Source organism: Natronoglycomyces albus (genome assembly GCF_016925535.1).
GTDB classification, from domain to species: domain Bacteria; phylum Actinomycetota; class Actinomycetes; order Mycobacteriales; family Micromonosporaceae; genus Natronoglycomyces; species Natronoglycomyces albus.
In genome coordinates, this window is record NZ_CP070496.1 from 2565809 (window position 1) to 2585058 (window position 19250).

18 protein-coding genes are annotated in these 19250 nt (G+C 62.6%); 7 read left to right on the top strand and 11 right to left on the bottom strand.

Features of this window, described 5'->3' with window-relative positions:
• Positions 1–135: 135 nt before the first annotated feature.
• From JQS30_RS17570 to rimO, 3 genes are all read right to left on the bottom strand, one after another.
• Positions 136–678, bottom strand: a complete 543-nt coding sequence (locus JQS30_RS17570; RefSeq protein ID WP_213170300.1) for a helix-turn-helix domain-containing protein — start codon at positions 676–678, stop codon at positions 136–138.
• A gap of 73 nt (positions 679–751) precedes the next feature.
• Positions 752–1348, bottom strand: a complete 597-nt coding sequence (gene pgsA, locus JQS30_RS10890; RefSeq protein WP_213170301.1) for a CDP-diacylglycerol--glycerol-3-phosphate 3-phosphatidyltransferase — start codon at positions 1346–1348, stop codon at positions 752–754.
• Positions 1348–2820 carry a 30S ribosomal protein S12 methylthiotransferase RimO gene (gene rimO, locus JQS30_RS10895; protein ID WP_213170302.1) on the bottom strand — a complete coding sequence of 491 codons (1473 nt, stop codon included), beginning with the start codon at positions 2818–2820 and terminating at the stop codon, positions 1348–1350. The genes pgsA and rimO overlap by 1 nt, the downstream gene beginning before the upstream one ends.
• Before the next feature lie 170 nt (positions 2821–2990).
• On the opposite strand from rimO, the gene JQS30_RS10900 reads away from it, so the two are divergent.
• Entirely contained in the window at positions 2991–4073 is a 1083-nt protein-coding gene (locus tag JQS30_RS10900; protein WP_213170303.1) for a hypothetical protein, read from the top strand.
• Positions 4074–4153: 80 nt separating this feature from the next.
• Here the strand turns inward: JQS30_RS10900 and JQS30_RS10905 are convergent, their stop codons facing one another.
• From JQS30_RS10905 to JQS30_RS10920, 4 genes are all read right to left on the bottom strand, one after another.
• Entirely contained in the window at positions 4154–4726 is a 573-nt protein-coding gene (locus JQS30_RS10905; RefSeq protein WP_213170304.1) for a COG4315 family predicted lipoprotein, read from the bottom strand.
• A gap of 59 nt (positions 4727–4785) precedes the next feature.
• Positions 4786–7269, bottom strand: coding sequence for an FtsK/SpoIIIE family DNA translocase (locus JQS30_RS10910; protein WP_246497875.1), 2484 nt, complete (start codon positions 7267–7269; stop codon positions 4786–4788).
• Between the two features lie 169 nt (positions 7270–7438).
• A complete protein-coding gene (pcp, locus tag JQS30_RS10915; protein ID WP_343076217.1) occupies positions 7439–8077 on the bottom strand; it encodes a pyroglutamyl-peptidase I in 639 nt (212 codons plus the stop codon).
• Positions 8078–8259: 182 nt separating this feature from the next.
• The gene (locus JQS30_RS10920; protein ID WP_213170306.1) at positions 8260–8745 is read right to left on the bottom strand and encodes a DUF2784 domain-containing protein; all 486 of its coding nucleotides are present in this window, start codon (positions 8743–8745) and stop codon (positions 8260–8262) included.
• Positions 8746–8788: 43 nt separating this feature from the next.
• Here JQS30_RS10920 and JQS30_RS10925 point away from each other — a divergent pair, with 43 nt between their 5' ends.
• Positions 8789–9490, top strand: a complete 702-nt coding sequence (locus JQS30_RS10925; RefSeq protein ID WP_213170307.1) for an SDR family oxidoreductase — start codon at positions 8789–8791, stop codon at positions 9488–9490.
• 217 nt (positions 9491–9707) lie between these two features.
• On the opposite strand, the gene JQS30_RS10930 is transcribed toward JQS30_RS10925, so the two are convergent.
• From JQS30_RS10930 to thyX, 3 genes are all read right to left on the bottom strand, one after another.
• On the bottom strand, positions 9708–11399 hold the full coding sequence (locus JQS30_RS10930; protein ID WP_213170308.1) for a ribonuclease J: 1692 nt from the start codon (positions 11397–11399) through the stop codon (positions 9708–9710).
• Positions 11399–12292: a 4-hydroxy-tetrahydrodipicolinate synthase gene (gene dapA / locus JQS30_RS10935; protein ID WP_213170309.1), complete on the bottom strand. Its 894-nt coding sequence runs from the start codon at positions 12290–12292 to the stop codon at positions 11399–11401. Before dapA ends, JQS30_RS10930 begins: the two co-directional genes overlap by 1 nt.
• A 253-nt stretch (positions 12293–12545) precedes the next feature.
• Entirely contained in the window at positions 12546–13298 is a 753-nt protein-coding gene (gene thyX / locus JQS30_RS10940) for an FAD-dependent thymidylate synthase (protein WP_213170310.1), read from the bottom strand.
• A gap of 200 nt (positions 13299–13498) precedes the next feature.
• Between thyX and JQS30_RS10945 the strand changes: the two genes are divergently transcribed.
• Positions 13499–13984 (top strand): toxin-antitoxin system HicB family antitoxin, encoded by a 486-nt coding sequence (locus JQS30_RS10945; protein WP_213170311.1) that lies wholly within the window; start codon positions 13499–13501, stop codon positions 13982–13984.
• A 170-nt stretch (positions 13985–14154) separates the two neighbouring features.
• Positions 14155–15033, top strand: coding sequence for a DUF4097 family beta strand repeat-containing protein (locus JQS30_RS10950; RefSeq protein ID WP_213170312.1), 879 nt, complete (start codon positions 14155–14157; stop codon positions 15031–15033).
• A 621-nt stretch (positions 15034–15654) separates the two neighbouring features.
• On the opposite strand, the gene JQS30_RS10955 is transcribed toward JQS30_RS10950, so the two are convergent.
• The gene (locus tag JQS30_RS10955; RefSeq protein WP_213170313.1) at positions 15655–16539 is read right to left on the bottom strand and encodes a DUF2752 domain-containing protein; all 885 of its coding nucleotides are present in this window, start codon (positions 16537–16539) and stop codon (positions 15655–15657) included.
• 50 nt (positions 16540–16589) lie between these two features.
• On the opposite strand from JQS30_RS10955, the gene JQS30_RS10960 reads away from it, so the two are divergent.
• From JQS30_RS10960 to JQS30_RS10970, 3 genes are all read left to right on the top strand, one after another.
• The gene (locus JQS30_RS10960) at positions 16590–17204 is read left to right on the top strand and encodes a GNAT family N-acetyltransferase (protein WP_213170314.1); all 615 of its coding nucleotides are present in this window, start codon (positions 16590–16592) and stop codon (positions 17202–17204) included.
• A gap of 87 nt (positions 17205–17291) precedes the next feature.
• The gene (locus JQS30_RS10965; protein WP_213170315.1) at positions 17292–17969 is read left to right on the top strand and encodes an LppM family (lipo)protein; all 678 of its coding nucleotides are present in this window, start codon (positions 17292–17294) and stop codon (positions 17967–17969) included.
• A gap of 220 nt (positions 17970–18189) precedes the next feature.
• Positions 18190–19152: a hypothetical protein gene (locus JQS30_RS10970; protein ID WP_213170316.1), complete on the top strand. Its 963-nt coding sequence runs from the start codon at positions 18190–18192 to the stop codon at positions 19150–19152.
• Positions 19153–19250 lie beyond the last annotated feature (98 nt).

Sequence of the window (19250 nt, forward strand, 5' to 3'; positions counted from 1 at the left end):
GCATACCCGGCATAGGAGCTGGGGTGAACGCAGCGGATGGAGGCTCAGCCAATCGACCTGGAACGCGGTCCGTGGCGGTTCGTCCCGACTATCCCCGTCGAAGAAGAGTGGGCGTTTTCACGCCCGCGCGGGTACCTAGGCGGCGACGTCGGCCTTAGCCTCAACCACGGGCATGACCCGGCCGGGCAAGCGCCGACGAGATCGGGCCTCGGACAGTGAAGTGGGAAGGCAAGCGGTGATGTCGGGCCGCTGCGCCACCCGGGGCGAAGGGGACCGCTCGGTCGCGTCCTCGGCACGAGTTCCGTACGCCCCTAGAAGCTTCACGCTGGCCACGGGCTGCTCGGAGGGGGCAGATTCCTCCGCCGGTGCGGAGTCTGCCGACTCGGAAGGGGAATCATCCATTCCTTGCCGCTCCAGCGGCTGGGCATCAGCGGACATCGAGCCCTCAGTTTGGGCCACTGATTTGGAGACTTCGGCCAACAATTGGCTAAGTTGCAGTTCCAAAGCTGCGCATACGGCCGCCAGCAATTCCGAGGAGGGCTCTTTGTGCCCACGTTCTATTTCAGACAAATAACCCAGACTGACGTTGGCTTCAGCGGAAACCTCGCGGAGGGTACGCCGCTGGGCACTACGATGATGCCGCAGCGCCTCGCCTAGAACTCTGCGCAGCAACACCATTGATCTCTCCCGTCCTCGGCTACCGTGGGTGATCTGTTACCGGAGGTTATCTCATCCTACCGCGCCGACACGACTACGTCGTGGACGCGGCATTGCTGGGGCCCTTACGGCCAGCTGCCCAGACCCTGACCACATATTCAATGCCGGTGACAACCGTCAGCAAAACCGCGGCGGCCATGATCCACGGCCCCAAAGCCGCGATTGGCTCCGGCCATGGCCACAGATACCACGCAATTGCGGTGATCTGCAACACTGTCTTCACTTTACCGCCGTGGCTGGCCGCAATCACTCCACGTCGTATAACAGCAAGACGCAGGAGGGTAATTCCCACTTCGCGCAACAAAATCACGATGGTGACCCACCAAGGCAGCAGACCGTAGAAGCTCAGGAGCACCACGGCAGTACCGATAAGGGCTTTGTCGGCGATGGGGTCAGCCAGCTTTCCGAACGCTGTGACCAAGCCACGGGAACGAGCCAACCAGCCGTCGATGAAATCGGTGACCGAGGCGATGAGGAACACCAGGCACGCGGCAACTTGCCACCACAGGTGATCCATCCCGGAAACGACGACACAAGCTGCGAAAACGGGAACAAGCAGGATTCGCCCCACAGTCACCACGTTCGCGATGTTGTATGGCGATGGCTGGGTCACGTTCTCGCTGTGGGGCATCAGTCGCTTCCCTTGTGGACTTCGGCGTTCGTGTCAACATCGGCGATCAGGTCGACGCCGTGGCTGTCGACAACTCGCGCAGCGACAATATCTCCCGGCTGCAAACCGTCCACATGGCCCACCAGGGCCACCGTTCCATCCACTTCGGGTGCCTGGTGCGCGGCGCGCCCGTCAACGCCATCGTCCTCAACCTGTTCGACCAGGACGCTAACGATCTCACCGATCCGCTCGGAAGCGCGCTCGGTGACCAGGTTGTCCACCAAAGAGGCGATGCGCTCGACGCGGGCGTTGATTTCGTCTTCATCGACGTGGCCATCCAGGTCCACAGCCGAGGTGCCGTCCTCATCGGAGTAGGCAAAGACGCCCACCGCGTCCAAACGGGCCTCAGTGAGGAAATGCTCCAGCTCAGCCACGTCCTGTTCAGTCTCACCGGGGAAACCGACGATGACGTTGGTTCGAGCCCCGGCCTCGGCATCAAGGTTGCGAATCTGTTCCAGCAGGGCCAGGAAGGTCTCGGTCGAACCAAAACGACGCATCCGGCGCAGCACCTCGGCCGAGGAGTGTTGGAAGGAAAGATCGAAATAGGGCACGACCTTGTCCAGGCGTGCCATGGCCACGATCAAATCGGGACGCAACTCAGCTGGTTGCAGGTAGGAGAGGCGAATCCATTCAATGCCGTCGATGGCGGCCAAACTCTCCAGGACGCCCTCCAGCGCGGCCGGGTTTCCCAGGTCCTTGCCGTAGGAGGTCGTGTTCTCGGAGACGAGATTGAGCTCCTTGACGCCCTGCTGCGCCAGCCACTGAGCCTCGGCGACAATCTCCTCGGGCAGGCGGGAGACGAACGCGCCACGGAACGAGGGAATCGCACAAAAGGAGCACCGGCGGTCACATCCGGAGGCAATCTTTAGGTTCGCGACCGGACCGGAGTCCAGCCGGTGTCGCATGACCTGGATATGTTGCGGGGCCCCTTCGGCGTCAACGCTCTTGGCCTGTTCAGCACGGTCGCTGGGTTGATGTCCAGGCACGACCACAGAGGCGTCCTGCCGTTTCGCCGGAGAGATCGGCAGCAGTTTACGCCTGTCGGTCGGGGTATGGGAGGCCACCTCGCGGCCCGCGACGATGTCGTCAAGGCGGCCAGCGATGTCTGGGTAGTGATCGAAACCCAATACCGCATTGGCCTCGGGCAGATTCTCAGCCAGATCCTTGCCGTAGCGTTCGGCAAGGCAGCCGGTGGCCACGACCTTGGCCCCGGTGTCGGCTGCCGCCAGAAGCGTATCGATGGATTCCTGCTTAGCCTGCTCGATAAAGCCACAGGTGTTGACCATGATCACGTCGGCACCATCGCCGTCAGTCGTGACCTTCCAACCGCCCTTGGCGAGCCGGGCGGCCAGTTCCTCGGAGTCCGTCTCGTTGCGGGCGCAGCCGAGGGTCAGGACCGCTACGTTGCGAGAAGTTTCTTTGGCTGAAGACACTCAGAAAGCCTACCTACCTTCTCGCTGAGCGTTTGCACTGATCGTCGCCGAGGTCAGACCCGCCACTGGCCACGACGGCCGTTACTTAGCACAACAGTAGGATAAACGGTGCAAATAGCTCACGCCTGTGATGGCCAATGTCACGCGACACAGCACAGTACGATTGATGAATGCCCCGTATTACACCTCGGTATTCGCCCAATCCGATTACCCGCTCCCCCCACGGTCGGCGTAGCCTCGCCGCCGCCTCCTTGGCCGTGACGGCGGCCTTCTTGCTCGCCAGTTGCGCTGACTCGACGGACATCTCGATTCAGACCAACCCCGGTTGGAGCATCGAGGAGGCTTCCGTATCGGTCTCGATCTGCCCTCAGGACTCGTCAGACCGGTTGGAGTCCGCGGTGTTGCGCGGCGCTCACTTTGGGCTGGAAGTTGAGTGCGTGGCTTCATTGAGCGAGATCCCCGACGATTACCAAATCCGCTATCTCACCGGAGACATCGACTTCTATCCGCTGCCGCCTGGATACGAGTTCACGCTGGTGCAGATGGCTCCAGACACCAGCACCAGTCCGTCCCACACCAGCGACGACTCAAAACTGGAGACAGTGCTCATAGTCGATGACCACGAGTGGCGTTTCGACGGTGCCCCTGAGCCGGGCGCGGCCTACATGGTGGCGGCCAAGGCCGACCCCGAGATCACCCTGCACGTGACCGATGCCGGGGTGCAGCAAACCATGGACTTGAACTCAGGAGAACGCACTGAGTCGGTCACCGCCCTCTACGAAGGCGACTTGACCTCAATCCTCACCGACTCTTTCGAAGGCGAAGTATCGGGTTCGAACAGCCGCTGGAATGCCAGCTACGGCTACTACATCCAATTCGACGCCTCCCGGGACGTATGGGATTCCGAGGCCGAGGAGTGGGTCAGCGATCTCGACAAAGCCCTGCTCACCGTGACATACCTCTGGCCGGACACCTCCGGCGGTGACGTCTCGTGGGACCTGGACCCGGAATCGGCGCTGACGGTCAGCGCCGATGGCGACTCGCTGTCACCGACCCGCGTAGACCGCGAGGACACCTCGTTTGACTGGGGCGACGCCGAGTGGATCGACGCCTATTTCGAGGTTGACGGAACTGCACTGGAGTTCGAAATCGCGTTCGAAATCGACGGGACGTTGACGGTCAATGAGGACAACTCAACGATGAGAATCAGCGAAGGCAAGGAGACGGTGACCTTCGACCTCGACTTTTCCTGACCCCACTACCACGGCTTGAGGGGAACGAGGCACACGTTGGGCCCCCGCGCTTCGCGCGGGGGCCCAACTGCCATTGCGGGTCATGTTGCCTGATCGGTGATCGGCTGACCGTTCACGTCTAGGACGAACCAGGCATCTTGTAGGCCCTGGCCATTCGTGTCTCCCTCGCGGGAGTCATCGAAGTAGTAGTAAAGCGGGTGGCTGTTGTAGGTGACCTGGAGGCTGCCATCCTCACGTTCGACGGTGTCGACCAGGCTCTCGTCTAGCTGCTCGTCGACATCCAGCTCGGCCCCGGGGGTCACGATGTACGGCGGCCACGCCTCGACGCAGTCGTCGTAACAGGTCGGGTCGCCCGCGTCATCGTCGGTGAACAGGTACAGAGTCATGTCATCGTCCCCTGTGAGGATGACACCGAAGGCGCTGTCGTCCTCCGTGTTCAACTCGATTTCGTCGGCTGGCTCCGGCCCACCGGGGGCACCATAGCCGTTGTCGTCATCCATGTCATCGTCGCCGATGCCATCGTCAATGATGCCGTCGTCAGGGGTCATGTCGGTATCGTCGTCATCGCCGCACGCGCTCAACGCCAATCCCAGCGCGAGCGCGGCCGGAATGGCGACCGCTTTCGTCGCGAATCTTCTCGTTACTGTGCCCATGTGCGCAGATTGTATGGTAATTGGACGGCTCTGGCGGGAATTTCGGGAAGAAGTCGGACTTAACTTCCCCCACGAATAGCCGCGATGGTGTTAGCCAACTCTTCGGGTTTGATCAACACGTCGCGGGCCTTCGTGCCCTCGCTGGGCCCCACCACACCACGCGATTCCATCAAGTCCATGAGGCGTCCCGCTTTGGCGAACCCGACCCGCAGCTTACGTTGCAACATCGATGTGGAGCCGAATTGTGTGGTGACCACTTGTTCAATCGCCTGACACAAGATGTCGAGGTCATCGCCGATGTCTTCGTCGATCTCCTTCTTAGCGGCCACCGGAGCGGTCACCTCCTCGATGAACTCTGGCTCCAACTGGTCTTTCGCATGCTCGACCAGCGCCTCAATCTCAGAGTCAGATATCCACGCGCCTTGAATACGGCCCGGCTTGGACTCACCCATCGGCAGGAATAGGCCATCGCCTCGCCCAATGAGTTTCTCGGCACCGGCTTGGTCGAGGATGACGCGCGAATCGGCCAGCGATGAGGTGGAAAACGCCAGCCGGGAGGGGACGTTGGCCTTGATCAACCCGGTGACCACGTCTACCGAGGGCCGTTGCGTGGCCAGCACTAGGTGAATGCCGGCGGCACGTGCCAGCTGCGTGATGCGCACGACGGCGTCTTCCACATCCCGGGCGGCGACCATCATGAGGTCGGCCAGCTCGTCGACCACCACCAGCAGGTACGGATAGGGCCGGATCTCCCGCTCGGAACCCTCCGGCGCCTTGACCTTGCCAGCGCGGACTTTGCGGTTGAAGTCGTCGACGTTTCGCACTCCGGCCATGGCCATGTCGTCGTAGCGCAGGTCCATTTCCTTGACGACCCATTGCAGGGCGTCTGAGGCTTTCTTGGGGCTGGTGACGATGGGGTGTACCAGGTGGGGGATGCCCTCGTAGTTGGTTAGTTCGACTCGTTTGGGGTCGATGAGGAGTAGTCGCACTTCTTGTGGTGTGGCGCGGGCCAGCATTGAGCCCAGTAGGGCGTTGATGCAGCTGGATTTACCGGAGCCGGTGGCACCGGCGACCAGCAGGTGCGGCATTTTGGTGAGGTTGGCGGTGACGTAGCCGCCCTCGATGTCCTTACCGAGGCCGATGACCATGGGGTGGTTGTCTCCGTGGGCTTCGGCATAGCGCAACACGTCGCCGAGGGCGACGTCTTCCCGGTCCACATTGGGTATTTCGACGCCGACGGCGCTCTTGCCTGGAATGGGGCTGATGATGCGTACGTCTGGGCTCTTGACCGCGTAGGAAATGTTCTTTGACAGTTGGATGATGCGTTCGACTTTGACGGCCGGGCCTAGTTCGACTTCGTATCGGGTGACGGTTGGTCCACGGGTGAACCCGGTGACCGCGGCGTCTACTTTGAATTCCTCGAAGACTTGTTGCAAGGATGCGATGACGACTTCGTTGGCTTTGGAGCGGGATTTCGCCTTGACTCCGGCCGAGAGCATCGACAGTCCAGGTAGGACGTAGTCGCTGTCGGCGTCGTCCATGTGCAATGAGGGTTGTTCGAGCCGCTGGGGCGGTTTTGAATGGGGCGGTGGTGGTTTCGCGGCCGTCGCTGCGGCCTCCTCGTAGTTGAGTTCGGGGACTTCTTCGGGAGCCAGCCGTGGCAGGGGCGCTGTTTGGCGTTCGTCGGCGGCTTCTTCTGCTGCCAGCGCGCTTTGGCGTCGTCGTGATGGCTTGCGGCGGGATGGTTGCTCGGTTTCTTCGGTTTCGGCTTCCTCCTCGCCGTAGGGGTCGTAGTGGCCGGTGGCGAGGGCCCACCAGTTGGAGAATTTTTCGGGTATTTCGCGTACTGGGGTGGCGGTGGCCACGAGGATGCCAAAGAGCAGCACCAGGATAAGGATGGGCACGGCGGCGAACACCGAAACGGCCGCGTCGAGTCCGCTGCCAACGAGCCAACCTATTTGGCCGCCTGCGTCCATGCGCAGTTCCATGTCCGTGGGCATGGAGCGGCTGATGTGGAGGAGTCCGAGGCTGGACAGCCACATGCAGCCCCAACCGACGATGGCGCGTCCGTGCGCTTCTTCGGGCGGTACTTGGCGCATGGTGCGGATGGCCCAGATGATGAGCAGTAGCGGCAGGGCGGTGGCGCCGTGTCCGATGATCCACTTGAGCCCGAAGGCGACGTGTTCGCCGATGAAACCGGTGACGTCGAACCACAGGGTGGTGGCGAGGACGATGGCGAAGGCGATGAGAAGGAGTCCGAGGCCGTCGCGGCGGTAGGCCGGGTCGATGTCGCGGGCGGAGGCGGCTTCTTTGCGGACCGATCGGGCAGCCCAGCCAAACGATCGGGCGGTGCCGTTCCACAGGCCGCGTAGTGCCATACCTCCGGCTTCGAGTGGCCCGGGGATAGTGGTTTTGGGTTTCTTGCGGGCGGCTTTCTTGGCGGTCCGCTTTTTTGCCGGGCTGCTTGCGGCGCGCTTTTTGGCACCCGTTGGTTTCCGGGTGCGTTTGCGAGCGGTCTTGCGAGCGCTAGAAGTCCTGGCCATGCGATTAGGTTACCGTCTTGTGTCCCTCTCGGCGGTGGACCGGGGCGCAGAGGGTGAGCCGTTTGACCGGCTTTGGCGGACGATTGTTTGTGGCGCAAGGGTTTTCGGGGGCGATGTTTGCGTCTAAGTTACTGCGATTTTTTCGAATTGTTTAATTGGGGTTGGGGCGTCAGTGGGTCTGGCCGCCGGTGGAGGCGATGTCGGTGTCGACCCTAAGCGCGGTGTGGACGATGGCGACCAGGGCTGTGGCGACTGCGGATGGGTCCAGGGTCGCTTGGCCACCGTCGATGCCTTGTTTCGGGGATAGCGGCACATGGATGAATCCGCCTTTGAGTGACGGGTATTCGGTGGCGATGAGGTGGCTGAGGTAGTAGAAGGTGCTGTTACAAACGTAGGTTCCGGCGGTGAGTGAAGCGGCGGCGGGGACGCCCACGGCGCGGGAGGCTTCAACGCAGGCTTTGACGGGGAGGGCGGCGAAGTAGGCGGCGGGACCTTGGGCAACGACTGGTTCGTCGATTGGCTGTGCCTGGGCATTGTCTGGGATGGGGGCGTCGATGAGGTTGAGGGCGACTCGTTCGATCGTTAGCGCGGCGCGCCCGGCGGCTTGCCCCAGGCACAGCACCAAGTCCGGTTGGGCTGTGGCGATGGCCTCGCGCAACTGGAGGGCTGAGTCGGCGAAGGAGACGGGGAGTTCGACCGCTGTGGTGGGTAGCGACAGCCGTTCGCAGGCGAGTTCGACGGCTTCCCAGGACGGATTGGTCTGCTCCCCACCAAAGGGCTCGAATCCGGTGAGCAAGACTTTCGGCAGCGACATCGTGGCTCCAAGGTGGCAGTGGCGTTTTGGCTCTATGGTGTGGCGCCCAGTGCGGTCGCCGGTCGCCTCCGCGTGTTAATGGAGTTCAAGGTGACCGGGCCGATCACGACCTAGCCGTGGCGCGCGGGCACGCCAGGTCGCCCCTGTGACCGTATCCGATGGGTGCGCAGAGGCCTTTAGGGTCCCTGCGGGCCCATACGTGGCGGTTGCGTTGATGTGGGGCCTGTGCCCGTATCGTCGTCTCCGTGATCAAGCTGGCTAGGGCCGCTGGCGTCGGTTGCAGCCGGAGTGGGACTGTCGGCGCCGCGCGATCGTTGCCATAGCCATATGAGCCCGGCCCATGAGATGGCAATCAGGATGGCGACGACAGTTTGTGCGAAGACGAGGTTGCTTTCGGGATAGACCACGCCTTCGAGGTAGTGGTCGATAAAGCCCGTCGGGGGCAGTCCTTCTTGCCCGGCTCGATGCCGAAACTCGTCTTCCCAGCCAGTGAGCGGGCAGTCCCAGCCAATGAAGACCGTTCCCGCCCCGTAGGCGGCGGCACCGAGGTGAGGAATGATCATCCAGCGCCATTTCCAGGCGAGAAACCCACCTAGGGCCACGTAGATGAGGAAACCAAAATGCGCCGCCATGGTGATGTCGGCGGCAATTCTCCATCCCATGAGACGCTCCTATCTTGAGTCGGTGACGATATACGGTTCTTCCATGGGAAAAACTGTTTTGATCACTGGGGCCGGTCGCGGCCTGGGCAAGGCTCTCGCCGCAGAGTTCACTCAGCGTGGGGACCGGGTGGTGGCACATGCGCGCAGTGCCGAGGCACTGCGAGAGGTGCCCCATGACAAGGCCCTCATCACCGACCTTAGCCAACCTGAGTCGCTAACAAAAGCAGTCGACAAAGCCCACATCGACACTTTGGACGCAATAGTCCACAATGCGGGAGTTGCCGCTATTTCCGCAGTGGCGGACTTGAGCGTCGACCAGTGGCAAGACCATATGAACGTGAACGTTATCGCGCCAGCGGAATTGACGCGGCTGCTATTGCCGCAACTGCGGCAAAGCCGAGGGCACGTGGTGTTTGTGAACTCGGGAGCTGGCCTGCGGACTGGCCCCCAGTGGTCGGCCTATGGCGCGAGCAAGCACGCGCTGCGGTCAATGGCAGATGCGCTGCGAGTCGAAGAGCAGGCCAACGGGGTGCGGGTCACCAGCGTGTACCCGTCGCATTTCGACACCGACATGCAGCGCAAGGTCCGCCACGCGGTGGGATCGGACTATGACCCGCAGCGGGCGACCACGCCGGAGACGATCGCGTGGTACATCGCCTCCTTTGTGCACGCGCCAGCCGATGGGGTGGTCAACGAAGTCCGCATCGAGCCTCCCAACCCTCTGCCGATCAAGCCACGGGACTGATAATCGCCCCTACGGACTCCGGTGGCGTTAGACGTCGCCGAAACGATGCCGCGACGTCTAACGCAGCACGTCCCATCGCACGAGAGCGGACCGCCAGGTGTCAAAGCCCGGTACGCCCAGGCATGGCGGCCTAGTCATAACGCCGAATGCGTCGAGCCCTCCCGCACCGTCGGTGTGGGAGGGCTCGACGCATTCACTGGCCCTAAGGGCAGTCTCGCTAAACCTCGAGGACGTGCGGGACGATCATGGGACGGCGACGATAGTTCTCGTTGACCCAGCGTCCGACCGTGCGCCGCAGAATCTGTTGCAGCTCATGCGGGTCGGTCACTCCTTCGCCAGCAGCTCGTTCCATCGCGCCCTCGATCAGAGGCAGCACGTCATTGAAGATCTTCGGGTCCTCAGAGAAACCCTTGCCCGAAACCGTCGGACCGCCAACGACCTTGCCGTTCTCCGAGTCGATAACCACGGTCGCGGAGATGAATCCACCGTCACCGAGAATGCGACGTTCCGAGAGCACCGGCTCCCCCACATCGCCCACGGCGAGCCCGTCCACATAGACATGCTTGATTGGGATTCGCCCGGTCACCCGAGCCCGGCCATCGATCAGGTCCACGACCTCGCCGTTCTCCACCAGCATGACCTGGTCGGCGGGCACCCCGGACTCGACTGCGAGACGGGCGTGCGCCTGCAGGTGCCGCGCTTCCCCGTGCACCGGCATCATGTTCGAAGGCTTGACGGTGTTCAACACATACAGCAACTCCCCGGCCGGGGCGTGGCCTGAGACGTGGACCTTCGCCACGTCCTTGTGCACCACGGTCGCGCCAGTGCGCGACAGACGGTTGATCACGCCATAAACGGCCGTCTCGTTGCCCGGCACCAGCGAAGACGCCAGGACAACCGTGTCACCTTCGTCCACGGTGATGTGTCGGTGATCGCCCGAGGCCATGCGCCCCAAAGCCGACATCGGCTCGCCTTGCGAACCGGTCGACATGAAGACGATCTCGTCGTTCTCCAGCTTCACCGCATCGTCCATGCTCACCATCAACCCGCCTGGGATCTTCAGCAGTCCCAGATCACGGGCGATACCCATATTGCGCACCATCGAACGGCCGATGAAGGCGACCTTGCGTCCGTGCTTCTCTGCGGCATCGAGCACTTGCTGCACTCGGTGCACGTGGCTGGCGAAAGACGCGACGATGATGCGGCCCTCGGCCCCGGCGAAGATGTCCTCCAGCACCGGCCCGATCTCACGTTCGGACGTGACAAAACCAGGGACTTCGGCATTGGTCGAATCCGATAGCAGCAGGTCCACGCCCTGCGTTCCCATGCGGGCAAACCCGGCCAGGTCCGTGATCCGCCCATCCAGTGGCAGTTGGTCCATCTTGAAGTCACCGGTGTGCAGACACAGGCCCGCCTCGGTGCGTATGCCGACCGCCAGCGCGTCGGGGATCGAGTGGTTCACGGCCAGGAATTCCAGGCCGAACGGGCCGACCTCGGTCGACTCGCCAGCCGTCACAGTCTGGGTGACGGGTTTGATGCGCCGTTCCCGTAGCTTGGCCTCGATGAGGGCGATGGTGAATTCGGAGCCGACCAGCGGGATGTCCTTGCGGTGTTCCAGCAGGTAGGGGACGCCACCAATGTGGTCTTCGTGGCCGTGGGTGAGCACGATGGCCTCGATGTCTTCGAGGCGGTCGAGCAGGGAGGAGAAGTCGGGCAGGATCAAGTCAACGCCCGGCTGGTCGACGTCGGGAAAGAGGACCCCGCAGTCGACGATGAGGATGCGGCCGTTGATTTCGAAGACCGTCATGTTGCGGCCGATGGCGCCCAGCCCGCCTAGGGCGGTGACGCGAAGCGCTCCGGCGGGGAGTTCTGGCGGTTCGGGCAGGTTGTCGCGGCTAACCCAACTCATTACTTGACCTCAATGCTGGAGAGATTCTCCGTGATCATGTCTAGGAGCACGTTGTCGGCTTCGGGCATCGGCAGGCGCGGTGCGCCAGCGGGTAGCCCTTTGGACTTGAGTGCGGCCTTGACGGCGATGACGCCTTGCGCGGGGCCCTGGAGGGCATGTAGCGCGGGCAATAGGCGGTCGTTGATTTCGGATGCGCGGGCGACATCTCCGGCGTCGAAGGCGTCGAACATGGCCACGAGGTGCTTGCCGACCAGGTGCGCGATGACGGAGACGATGCCGTCTTGGCCGGTGGCGTACGCGGCGAGGTTCAGCGCGTCGACTCCGCAGTAGAAGCGCAGTCCAGTGGCCACGCGTACCCGCTGGGAGTGGGAGATGTCGGCGGTGGCGTCTTTGACGGCGATGATGCGGTCGTGCTCGACGAGTCGGTGGAAGGACGCGCCGGTGATGGGCACGCAGGATCGCGGCGGGATGTCATAGAGCATGCAAGGCAGCTCGGTGGCGTCGGCGATGGTGGTGAAGTGTGCCTCGATGCCCTCTTGCGGGGGTCGGCTGTAGTACGGCGTCACGAGCAATAGCCCGTGGGCTCCGGCGTCGGCGGCTTGCTTGGCGAGCTTGACGGAGTGGCGGGTGTCGTAGGTGGAGGCTCCGGCGATAATGTGGGCGCGGTCGCCGACCGCGTCGACCACGGCGCGCACTAGCTGGGCTTTTTCCTCATCGGAGGTGGTCGGAGATTCGCCTGTGGTGCCGTTGAGCACGAGGCCGTCCAATTTTTGCTCTTCGACGAGGTAGTTGGCCAGTTCTTTGGCGCCAGCGACGTCCAATTCTCCTCGTGCGTCAAACGGCGTGATCATCGCCGTGAGGGTTCGCCCGAATGGGCGAGTGGTTTCGCGCATATTCCTCACCAAACTACGTCCTCGCGACGTGGCGTTCAGCCTCGGTGACCTGGTCGCGGTTGCGGCTGGGACGGGTCTGAACGCAGTGGTCGCTTCTGTGTTTACTGTCTCAAGTTTATTGGCCTCAGGGTGCCAATTTACCTACTGAATGGCCTGTTACATCTAGCCCCACCCTCATCAAAAAGGGGGCGGCTACGGGGAGGCGGGCCGCCCGGGTGGGGCTAGAGGATCAACGGATGTCGTCTTTGGGTGTCTATCCTTCGGCCACGTACGGGCTGGAGGCTACTTCGGTGTCATCGGCCAGTTGGGTGATGTCGAAGTCGGAGAACACGTTTGGCACCTTGTTTTGCAGCTGCCGGAGGCATTCGATGGCGAGGGCGCGGATTTCGACATCGGCGTGCTCGGATGCCCGCATGGCGATAAAGTGCCGCCAGGCGCGGTAGTTGCCGCTGACGACAATTTTGGTTTCGGTGGCGTTGGGCAGCACGGCGCGGGCGGCTTGGCGCGCCTGCTTTCGGCGCAGGGTGGCGCTGGGGACGTCGGCGAACTTCTTTTCCAGGCCCTCGAGGAGCTGGTTGTAGGAGTTCTGGGCGTTCTCAGCGGCTTCGAGGAAGAGCTTGTGCAGTTCGGGGTCCTCGGAGATGCACTCGGGTTCAACCATGGCAGCGTCGCGTTCGGGCACGTAGCGCTGGGAGAGCTGCGAGTAGGAGAAGTGCCGGTGACGGATCAGCTCGTGGGTGAGGGAGCGGGAGACTCCGGTCATGTAGAAACTGACGGTGCCGTGTTCGAGTACGGAGAGGTGACCCACTCGCATGATGTGGTCGATGTATCCGGCGTTGGTGGCGGTCTTGGGGTTGGGTTTGTTCCATGACTGGTAGCAGGACCGGCCGGCAAATTCGGCAAGTGCCTGTCCGCCGTCGGCGTCGGTCTCCCATGGCACGTCTTCTGGGGTTTCGAAGTGTGTCCAGGCGATGAGGCGAACTTTCAACGGCACCATTTCAGTCATGTGTCTCCCCCTAGGTTTGCTGCTAGCGTGTTGCCCCCGAGAATACTTGCCGCTTTGGGGCCGGTCACGGCGCGTCGGTGGATGGATTGCGTCTATCTCAGCTGTCGAGTCGAGGCGGTCGCGGTAGGCAAAGACGCAGCGCGTCACCGCCCGCACACGCGACAGTTGACAGACGTCATGGATGATGTCATCATGGCATCATGGACTTGACACCGTACATCCAATCGCTTCGCAGCAGCCTTACTTCTGCAGCTGGACCTGCTGGGGAGGATGCCACCCGCACCGCTGAGCTACTGGCCGACGCACTCGATGCCGGAGCTCGACTAGCTTTGCTGGAGGCGCTCTCCGACGCCGCAGCCGAGATCACCGATCAACTCGACCGCGCCGGATCATCCGCTTCGGTGGACGTTCGGGTCCGGGGCCGCGCGGCAGATCTGACAGTCTCCAACGTCGAAGCCGCCACTGTGGAACCGGCTCCGGCTCCCGCCACCGACGACAACGTCGCTCGCATCACGCTGCGCCTTCCCGAGTCCCTGAAGGACAATGTGGAGGCCGCTGCCGCAACCGAAGGCATCTCCGTCAACGCCTGGTTGGTGCGTGCGATCAACAATTCCGTACACGGACCCACCCCGCAGGGCAAGGGTTCCCGTTTCAACCAGCGCATCACCGGATACGCCAGGGCCTAATAAGTCCTGTCGTCGTCATCCACACCCGATCGACCACCGCCTCCGCGCGCAGACACACTTCGACACCTTCTGGCCTTGAGATATCCGGTGTCGCGACATACACCACCGGCCCAGCGCCACACCTTAACCAGGCAAAGACCCGCTCGGCCCACCTCAAGAAAGAGACTTCCATGAACGAGTACACCGAATTCAAACACTCGGGCCCGATCACAGCCTCAATCACGCTGGCCGAAGGCTCGGTCACTGTCACCGGCCACGACGCAGACACTATTTTGGTGGAGATCAAGCCCGCCTCGGGAAAGCCCGGCGCCGACGAAGCTGTCGAAGCGGCAGTCGTGGAGTTTGAGGACGCCCATTTGCGCGTCTCAGCCCCCGACGCGGGCTCGGGCTGGATCTTTATCCGCCGCACCACGGCCGTGCACATCCAAGTCAAGCTCCCGCACGGCTCCGACGTATCGGTGAAGTCGGCCTCGGCTCCCATCACGCTCTATGGCGATCTCGGCCCGGTTTCGGTCAATTCCGTGGCCGGAAGCGCCACGGTCGACAAGGCGGAATCGGTACGTGCCAATACTGTCTCGGGCGCGGTGGTGCTGCGCAACGTGACGGATGAGGCGAAGGTCAACACCGCTTCCGGCGCGGTTCAAGTGGACTATGTCGGCGGCGATTTCACCGCCAAGACGGTCTCGGGTTCGATCATCGCCGACCGCACGAACGCATCGGTACGGGCACATACGGTCTCGGGTCTGGTACAGCTCAGTTCGCTTCGCCGTGGCACGTGCCGCGCCAACTCCGTCTCAGGCCACATCAGCCTGGGCATCGTGCCGGGCACGGATGTGTGGATGGACTTGGACGCGAAGGTCGGGACTGTCACGAGCGAACTGGCTGCGGGGGACACCTCGTCGGTGCCGCACGAAAAAGGCGACGCGCTGGAACTGCACGCCCGCTCACTAAGCGGAAATATCGACTTGCATCGTTCGACCCGGGTCTTAGACACTGAGGTGGTCGAAGCACCAAACGTGGTCACCCAACATTGCCAAGTGACCGCATAACCGGGCCATGAGCTTTCATCCCTTTCATATGGTCCCACTGCACCATCGCCAAGCGCCGCCGATTTGGCCACATTGGAGTGGGAGAACGAACCGAGTTGGCTGTTACTCGGTATTGGGAAAGCCCGCTGTCTCTTTGGAAGTTTCCTCGACAAAGAGACAGCGGGCCGCATCATGTCACGGGCAGTAGGCCACCCTCCCGCAAGGCTTGCTCTGACCAGCGGCCCATTCTCAACTATCTCCTGCGATTGGTGATGATCCCTCCCAGGTGGCTTGCGGCCCGACCGCCGAGCGCAGCGACACAGACAACTCCGGCACGGTCGTCGCATGGCCTCATCCCAGGGCCCACGCCGAAGGGAAAGACCCCGAGCGAGGCCCGTCCCCCCGCACCACCGAAGGTGAAAATTACTCACCTGGGGCCCCTTGTTTTATTATTTCAAGAATCCCCGCCCGGAGCCAAAACGATGTTCCTCACCTGTGGATAACCTTGACAACCGCGAGGCTTAGGCAAAAATGCGAATTCAAGACCGCAGAAGGCGAAGTTTACTCAGGTAAACGCCCCGAGGAGAACAACCGAAGTGCCTTTTGCATAGGCCTCACCGTCATCAATGTTGGTCGAACGGTTCAGACGTAGAGATGGATGAAGGGCTCCCACGGCAGATTGCGGGCGATCCAATAGACAGCCCATACGCCGAGGAACCAGAACGTGATGCGTGGGGTCACCACGAAGACCGGCCAGCGCCATCCAAGGCGCGGGAAGAGGCGTGGCACCGACCATTGTGCGAACATCCACGTCAAAAACGGGGCCGCGAACAACGCCATCGCATGATTGCGGGCGGCTTCGGGCAGGTTGAAAGTCAACGTGTAGTAAAACGCCCTTGTGCCGCCGCACCCAGGGCAGTCAAAGCCGGTCATGAGTTTGAACGCACACGTGGTGGGCCCGACTTCGTTAGTCGGGTTGTAGTACAGGACCGCTGCGGCCGCGGTGGCGAACCCCAGCAGCACCGCCACCGGACCCACCCAGGGAAGGGCGAAGAATCGTTTGATGGGCCCGGGTTCTTTCACCGGCGGGGCCAGCATCTGTTCGGGGTGGGCGGGCGGCCTGACCTCACCCACCTGGTTGGTTTGTAGGGTCTGGACGCTCGAATCCGCCAATGGGGCCTCTTTGGCGTGAGTCGAACCGCTCGTGGGCTCCGAGGGTGAGGTCGGCGAAGAGGACTCGACCGCGTCGGCGCCGCTGCCAGGTGGGTTGATCTGGGTGGAAATGGCCTCGCCGTCCCCCGGCTGCGGGGGCGACTCTTCCCGGGCCGCGTCCTGTGGTGAATCGAATTCTTCCGGCTCGTCGGTCTTCGCCCCCGGTCGGTCAGCGGTGGTGTCGGACCGTTCCTCCTCGAGCGTCTCCTCCTGGGAAACATGCGCGGCGGGGATGACTTCCTGGTCGCGCTGCGATTCCAGTTGAGCGTTTCGTTCCTGCTCAGGCACAGAATCCTCACTCGCCCGCTCGACCATTCTGGAACCTCCCTCGTCCCGCCTAGCCTATCCCCCTTAGGCTAGGCGGGATGCAACCCTCCTTTGTGCGTGCAGCCCGCACGACTGACGCCGCCACTATCGCGCAACTGCACTGGGACGTGCTCCACGGCCCATACCGCCGCCTGATCCCCTCTGAGGTCATGGAGAACCTCGATCACGAGTGGATGGTCAACCGTTGGCGTGAGGCCATCGAGTCCCCGCCCGATCACTATTCTCGGGTCTATGTCGCCGTTGACAAGACCTCCTCGCCGGCCGCGATCGCGCGCACCGGCCAGAGCGACCTGCAACAAGACGGCGCGAGCCTGGGCGAAACGGTCGTTGGTTTCGCCGCCGTCACCCTCCCCGAGCCGGACTCCGGGGTCCCAAACTTCCAACAATCGGCCTTTATCGAGCCGATCATCGTGGCCGAGGGGCACCGCCGGCAGGGGCACGGCTCCCGGCTCTTGGCCGCGGCGGTGGACCACTGGAGGGAAGGCAAGATTCGCTACGCCTACGCTCTTGTCCTGGCTGGAGACTCCGACACTGAGAATTTTCTGGCCGGTTCGGGCTGGGCGCCGGAGGGTACCGAGTACCGACACACCTCTCCTGCGGCCAATGTCGTGCAGCGTCGCTGGCATACCGACATCTCTATGACAGAAGAATGAATCCCAGCAGTGGATCGTGGCCGCCCATGAGAGGCCGCGACGGCGAAACCACCTCCGGGCGCCCGATCACGGCCTTACGATAAGGCGATGAGATATCGGCCGCTTTTGCTCATTGTCGGCACGCTTGTCACCTTGCTGGCCAGCACCGGCTGTATGCGGCTGGAACTGGACTTGGTCATCAACGACGACGACACCGTCGACGGTCACATTGTCGCGGCGTGGAGCGATGATTTCCTGGCCGAGGCGGCCTCGGCCGACATCGATTTCGACCCCGATCAAGCCGATGCCCTCATTGACGCGCTCTTGGGCGACCTTCCCGGTATCGAGGATCGTCGCGATTATCGTCAGGACGGCTTCAGCGGCGAAACCGCTTCGTTCGCCCGTCAGCCGCTGTCTGATTTCGCCTCGCTCGAAGAGGGGCAGGACTCGCTACAGATCGTGCGGGACGGTTCCCGCTACCAGCTCACTGCCTACTGGAACTTGCAAGGATACGATCCGCTCGAGTTCGATCTCAGCGAACAGGTGCCCTCACCTGAGATCACTTTGTCGGTGACGTTCCCCGGCCGAGTCACCGCCCACAACGGGGATCTCGATGGTCGTACCGTCACCTGGAACTTGGCCTTGGGCGAGGAACACCATCTCACCGCCGAGGCGGCTGGGCGCAATGCCGGTATGTTGTTGGCCACCGTCGGCGGCGGCACGGTGGCGATCCTGGCGCTCATGGGTTTGTGGCAGTACCGGATGTTGCGCCGCTATTCTCTCTAGCCGGCACGTTCGCCACCTGCGACTCTTCTCCCTCGTGGCTAGAGGCGTCTCTCAGCAGACTTTCAGCCTCTTCGAAGCTTGCTGACAGGTTGCGGTTAGCGTTCGACTTCACAGCGTGACCTCGGGCATATTCGCAGGTTAACGGGCTGCTTTGTCGGCCTGTACGCCGTATGCTGAAGGGTCTTGCCAGCGTCGCATCCCTGTGGAGAAGAGGAAACAATTGGACCCCAAGAAAGGCGAGGACACCCCCACCGGCGAGCACAAGAACTCCGGCCTTGACCTTAGTGTCGTCCAGGTGCTCGCCGCCGCCGGAGCCGCCACACTCGGGGCCGTCTTCGCAACCGTCATTGGCGTGTACGGCACCATCATCGGTACCGCCGTGTTGAGCTTGATCACGTCGGTGGGCAGTGTACTGCTCGTGCATTTCACGAACAAGACCACTGAAAAGATCAAGGTGCCGCTCAAAGGAGCGGTGGGCGGCAGGCCGAATTCTCAACAATCCGACTATGACGGCGACGCCACCGCGTTGCTGCGGCCGGACTGGGACACCGACGCGGGGGCATACCGCTCGACCCATATCTTCGCCGTCGGAGACCCTGACGCCACTGTCGAATTCGGCACCGTCGACGAGAACGGCCGCGCAACCGGCGTCGCGACGGTGACCATGGCGGACCCGACGCTGGCAGAGGAGCTGAATTTCCAGGGCCAGAACGACCTGACCGTGGTTGAGGGGGGCCACCCAGGGCCGACAGGTCCGGAGGCGACAGACGAAGACGAGAAACCCTCCCGTAAGAAACTGTGGGTCTCCATCGCCGTCTCGACCGTCCTCGTCTTTCTCATCACCGTCGTGGCCCTGACGGTCATGGCGCTGGCTCAAGACAAGAACCCGAATTATTACTTCAGTCCTTCCCCGGGACCGTCCCCAGGCGTCATGACGCCCAACGTCGAAGAGTCGGTCGACCAATGGGACCCCGCTCCCGGCGGCGAGGACACAAACCAGCCAGAGAACGACCAGGGCACTGCCGAGCCAACGGAGGACTCCACCCCGGAGACAACACCTCCGGGCGACGATTCCACCGACGAGGGCGACGCGGGCGACGATGAGGTGGACGAGGACGAAGACGACGATGAGGACCACGAGGCGGACGCGGACGATCCAGAGCCGACCCCCACCCGCAACTAGTGGTCACGGCTGACCAGAGGCGGTGCCACACCGGTACTGGCCCTAGCCCGGTCGCGATGTGTCACCGACGCTCATAGGTGACATCGGGCCTGTCGCGA